The sequence below is a fragment of the Planktothrix sp. genome (assembly GCF_046067725.1).
Lineage (GTDB): Bacteria > Cyanobacteriota > Cyanobacteriia > Cyanobacteriales > Microcoleaceae > Planktothrix.
This window is the reverse complement of sequence record NZ_JBJUDF010000362.1, coordinates 1-5,335: the sequence shown is the minus strand read 5'-3', so window position 1 is coordinate 5,335 and position 5,335 is coordinate 1. Positions and strand designations below refer to the sequence as shown.

Genomic DNA, 5,335 nt, shown 5'->3' with positions numbered 1-5,335 from the left:
CCGCCCAGCCAATTAAAACCGGAGGAGCTAAATCAAAAACTTTATTTAAAATTGAATAAAGCGTTGCTAACCCTATGGTTTTTTGATAGGGACGAGCATACTGGAGAAGAAGGTGTAAAGGATGAGTTGTTTTAGACATTGTTTTAATAATATCTGTATCTCTAGCAATTCTATACGATTCCTGTGTTTCATTAATGATGCTAGTTGCTTAAGTATTGTTAGTCTTTGTATTGTTATCGAACTGTAACCGAATAATTGGCTTTAAACGGTTTAAAACTATTATTGTTTTTAGCGGTTCCTTTTAATTCTAATTGATAAATTCCTACGGTGGGAAAAATCACCTCGGTTCCGGGGATACCTTGGTATTTTTCGGCCGAAATTGCTTTAAGTTGAGGTTGAATTAACGGTTGATCATTGGCTTTTCGAGGTTCTCGATAAATAGCTAATTGACAATTACATTGGGAGAATGGAATCATTTGTCCTCCTCGACGAGTTAAAACAAACCATATCGTTGCTTTTTGTCCGACACGGGGATTATGATTGGGTTCGAGATGAAACGTCACAGCTACATCTCCAGAAACTTGTACTTCATGAGCGATCGCTCGGTTAAAAAACAAAATTGTTTCTAGGGGTTGAACTGACAGAACTGTTCCTAGAATTAATAATAATTTTAAGGACTTATTTTTGTTTAAGGGGTGCAACATAAAACTTTTCTAATCCCAAGAATGACCAAACGGTTTGATAGCGAATTAATAATACCACTAAACTTAACAATAGAAGCAATGCAACTCTAATTTTAATCATTAGGGTTAATTCAAATCCGCCTAAATAGTTTGACCCAATTAACAGGGTATGAATCACGGCTAAAATGAAGGCTGGAACTGCTAATAAATGAATTCTACGCCACAGAATACCTAATTGAGTTTGGATTTTATCAAAACTGGTAATCGCCAAAGGAACCATTAATAAAAAAGCCAATCCTCCCGCCAGAATTCCTCCTTGATGTTGAGGGATCATAAAGTCAAACCCGGTTAAATTCCATTGAAAGGTATGATCTAACATTTGCACACTATGAACAACGGCTAATACAAACGCACCGACTCCCAACACTCGTCTATATTTCAACGGTTGTGACCATAACCGACTAATAGGACGAGAAATTAAGGCGACGATTAAACAAATTAAGGAGCCATAACCGGAATAATCAACATGATTTCCGGTTCTTAATAAGGTTAAAATTCCGATTAATAAAGTAATCCATCCTCCGAGTCTAAACAGTTGACTCCGACGGTCGGCGGTGAATTTTTGCGTTAATATTCCGACCCCTAACATTGTTGGGAAGGTTCCTAAACCAAAGGCTAACATGGTTAATATTCCCCAGCCGATATTCCCCGTTTCTGCGGCTTTAATTTGGGCGGTGTAGAGAAAGCCACAGGGAATAAATCCCCAAATTAATCCTAATAATAAAGGCGTGAAATCATCATTTTTTAAAGACACATTAACCATGAGTTTACTGAGGCGATCATGTAATTTTTTCGGGGATAAAGGATGAATAATCGGGAAGCGATGAAAGACAGTGGGGTTAATTTGAGCTAACCCTAAAATAATTAATAAGATTCCGGTTAAAATGGCAATACTTTGACGAAAAAAACTGCCGATTCCCGCCAGTTGTCCACTAGCAATTAAAACTGAACCGACCCCACCAATGATCGCCCCCACTAAGGCATAACTTAGAATGCGACCTATATTTAATAATAGATAAAATTGAAAGGGAATTTTGCGAGTCGGTAACGATTCATCGGACAAGGAAAAGGCAACGGTTAAGGGGCCACACATTCCTAAACAGTGACCAAAACTTCCTAGAAATCCTAATACTCCAATTAACAATAGGTCAATGAGCATGGTTAGAGTTAAAACCGGATTTTATAAAGTTGAAATAAGGTTCCGGGTTTGCGCTTTAAAAGTTTAGCTCCTGTTGCTTTAATCACTTTTTCCCAATTTTCTAAGGGTTCTAAGAAAACTTCTGTGCCTAAATAGGTTTCTAAAATTGCCCAATCTTCTGCTAACTCAGTATCGGGAATTAACACATCAAAGACAAAATCTCCACCGGGTTTAACGACTCGTTTAACTTCTTTTAAAACTAATTCCCAATAGCTGAGAGGATAGTAACAACTCCATCCGGTTGCGATCGCTAAATCAAACTGATGATCGGCGTATTGTAATTGATGACCCGGTGCTAATGTCACCCCTTTAAACAGTTTAGAATTTAACTGCGGCCCCCGAACATTTAAAGCTTCTTGAGCAACGCTACTAATTTCTTGCCCATAAAATAAAGCTTCCCAATCTCGCCAAGGATAGATCAGAAAACTCACCCCACAACCAATATCTAAACAGCGTTGATTTTTGTGAGGTTTGGCAATTTCCCAAAAAGGAGAGGTGATTTTTTCCGCTAAAGTTCCCGCCATGCGATCGCGAAAAATTTCTAAGGTTTCGACTTCTGGCGGTAGGTCAAAAGCACCTCCTTGATATTCTCGGTTAAAGCGCCGGGAAACATTGGCGATCGCTGTTTCCAAGGGGTCGGAACTCACCGATAAATTAAAGAAATTCGATGAATTAGAAGATTTAGACATTCATTATTAATATAACTCTATTTTGAGCTTTTTAAGGCTTTGGTAAAGTTTTTCCGATAAGAGGAATTAAACACCAATGCCGGCCATAATAAGGAAAGAATGACACGATTCTGAAAACTGCGGTTGAAGTTGGTTTTGTCAAACCCTCTCCAAAATTTCCAGATCCCGCCTCCATAAATGACGAGTAGCAATAAGCTAATGATCGAACTCATACCGAAAGGATTTTACAGTGAAGGATTAAACAGAACTTAATTTTGATCTATTGTAGCAGGTGTAGTTGAGAACCGATCCAGGGAGCCAGGCTGTTTCCTATCTCTGTCAAAACCCATCTGACCTCCAACCCTACCTCTTGACCTTGATCACCGATAAAAACCCTGATCCGATTAGGTGATCACCCCCTAGCTAGGGGAGTTTTACCGGGTGTGAACCGTAGATTTTAATAAAAATTAATGCTTAAAATAGGCAATCATTTCAAGATTTTTAGCCATAAAATCAGAAATTTGCTATCCTATAATTGGTGAGTTGTTGAGTAGAACAGCTTAATTGTTTGACGATTTAAGACTTGAATCGATCAGTTGTGGAATAAATTCCGTTGAAAAATATTCTCCGATGAAGCACTATTTTTGATAACAAACCCTGGTTAATCGGCTCTCAACGAATTCAACTGATGTTCAGCAATTCCCCACTGGAGGAACACAACCCAGATGAGGAAATCTGGGAAATTTCAATGCTCAATTAGCAGAATCAATTAGGAGGATATATGCGAGCAGTGCTGATGGCAGGTGGATCGGGAACACGACTTCGACCGTTAACTTGCGATCTTCCAAAACCAATGGTACCGATTCTTAATCGTCCCATTGCTGAACATATTATTCATTTACTGAAGCGACATCATATTACGGAAGTCATTGCCACCTTGCATTATCTTCCTGATGTGATGCGAGAATATTTTCATGATGGCAGTGATTTAGGCGTACAAATTACTTATGCGGTGGAAGAAGATCAACCACTAGGAACCGCAGGCTGTGTTAAAAATATTGCAGAACTTTTAGATCAAACTTTTTTAGTGATTAGTGGGGATAGCGTCACGGATTTTGACTTAACCGCCGCCATTGAATTTCATCGACGCAAACAATCGAAAGCGACATTAATTTTAACTCGAATGCCAAACCCCATGGAATTTGGGGTTGTGATTACCGATGAAAATCAGCGCATTCGTCGCTTTTTAGAAAAACCTGCCACCAGTGAAGTTTTCTCCGATACGGTCAATACAGGAACCTATATTTTAGAACCGGAAGTTTTAGATTATCTTCCCTACGATCAAGAATGTGATTTTTCCCAAGATTTATTTCCGTTACTGTTAGAAAAAGATCAACCGATGTATGGGTTTATTGCTAATAACTATTGGTGTGATATTGGTCATTTAGATGTTTATCGAGAAGCTCATTATGATGCGTTAATGGGGAAAGTTAAACTGAATATTCCTTACCCTGAACGTTCTCCGGGTTTATGGGTGGGAGAAAATACTTTTATTGATGAAACCGCCCAAATTGAAACCCCGGTTTTGATTGGTCGGAATTGTCGCATTGGCGCTCGTGCTCAAATTGAAGCGGGAAGCGTGATTGGCGATAATATTACCATCGGGGCTGATGCGAATATTAAGCGGCCGATTATTTGGAATGGTGCAATTATTGGAGATGATGCCCATTTAAGGGCTTGTGTGATTGCCAGAGGTGCTCGTGTAGACCGTCGTGCCCACGTTCTGGAAGGGGCGGTAGTGGGTTCGTTATCCAGTGTGGGGGAAGAAGCCCAAATTAGCCCTGGGGTGCGGGTGTGGCCGAGTAAAAAAATTGAATCTGGGGCGACGCTAAATATTAATTTAATTTGGGGGAATACCGCCCAACGGAATTTATTTGGTCAACGGGGAGTACAAGGATTAGCTAATATTGATATAACACCGGAATTTGCAGTTAAATTAGGTGCGGCTTTTGGATCAACTTTAAAACCCGGTTCAACGGTTGCTGTTTCGCGGGATCAACGACCGATTTCTCGCATGGTGACTCGTTCCTTAGTAGCGGGTTTAATGTCCGTTGGTATCGATATTATTAACTTAGATGCGACAGCTATTCCGATTACCCGCACGGCTATTCCCTCGTTAAAAGTTGCAGGGGGAATTCATGTGCGTCTGTCTCCTGAACGGGCAGATTATCTATTAATTGAATTTTTAGATCATAAAGGAATTAATATTACTAAAGCCAAAGAAAAGAAAATCGAAGGAGCTTATTTTAAAGAAGATTTAAGACGAGCACAAATTCCTGAAATTGGAAATGTCAGTTATAGTATTGATTTACTCGATATTTATAGTGTTAGCTTTGGAAAACATATCAATCCTGAAGTGTTACGCTACAGTAATGCTAAAGTTGTTATTGATTATGTTTATGCCGTTTCTGGGGCGATTTTACCGCTGCTTTTAGCAAAATTTGGCTGTGATGCAGTGGTTTTAAATGCCAGTTTAAATCATACCGCTTTATCGGTTCCTGAACGGGAAAATTTACTCGATCAATTAGGGCGAGTCGTGGAAGCATTACGGGCTAATTTTGGAGCTCAAGTGTATGCTAATGGTGAACAATTTATGTTAGTGGATGAAACCGGAAGCCCCATTCGAGGAGAAACCTTAACCTCTTTAATGGTGAATATGGTGTTAA

5 protein-coding genes are annotated in these 5,335 nt (G+C 39.4%); 1 reads left to right on the top strand and 4 read right to left on the bottom strand.

Annotated elements, in window-relative coordinates; genetic code table 11:
• Positions 1-233 precede the first annotated feature (233 nt).
• From ACKPEB_RS22235 to ACKPEB_RS22220, 4 genes are read right to left on the bottom strand one after another with little or no spacing between them, the layout of a single operon-like run.
• Complete coding sequence (locus tag ACKPEB_RS22235; protein ID WP_408967201.1) at positions 234-704, bottom strand: hypothetical protein; 471 nt, start codon at positions 702-704, stop codon at positions 234-236.
• The gene (locus ACKPEB_RS22230; RefSeq protein ID WP_408967200.1) at positions 679-1,902 is read right to left on the bottom strand and encodes a sulfite exporter TauE/SafE family protein; all 1,224 of its coding nucleotides are present in this window, start codon (positions 1,900-1,902) and stop codon (positions 679-681) included. Before ACKPEB_RS22230 ends, ACKPEB_RS22235 begins: the two co-directional genes overlap by 26 nt.
• Positions 1,903-1,910: 8 nt before the next feature.
• Positions 1,911-2,630, bottom strand: coding sequence for a class I SAM-dependent methyltransferase (locus ACKPEB_RS22225; RefSeq protein WP_408967199.1), 720 nt, complete (start codon positions 2,628-2,630; stop codon positions 1,911-1,913).
• A gap of 17 nt (positions 2,631-2,647) precedes the next feature.
• Entirely contained in the window at positions 2,648-2,842 is a 195-nt protein-coding gene (locus ACKPEB_RS22220) for a hypothetical protein (RefSeq protein WP_408967198.1), read from the bottom strand.
• Positions 2,843-3,390: 548 nt separating this feature from the next.
• On the opposite strand from ACKPEB_RS22220, the gene ACKPEB_RS22215 reads away from it, so the two are divergent.
• The coding region (locus ACKPEB_RS22215) for a sugar phosphate nucleotidyltransferase (protein WP_408967197.1) at positions 3,391-5,335 on the top strand (1,945 nt) is incomplete at its 3' end.

Coding starts and splice junctions, on each gene's coding strand:
- ACKPEB_RS22235 (WP_408967201.1), bottom strand. CDS start 704: ATGTTGCACCCCTTAAACAAAAATAAGTCCTTAAAATTATTATTAATT.
- ACKPEB_RS22230 (WP_408967200.1), bottom strand. CDS start 1,902: ATGCTCATTGACCTATTGTTAATTGGAGTATTAGGATTTCTAGGAAGT.
- ACKPEB_RS22225 (WP_408967199.1), bottom strand. CDS start 2,630: ATGTCTAAATCTTCTAATTCATCGAATTTCTTTAATTTATCGGTGAGT.
- ACKPEB_RS22220 (WP_408967198.1), bottom strand. CDS start 2,842: ATGAGTTCGATCATTAGCTTATTGCTACTCGTCATTTATGGAGGCGGG.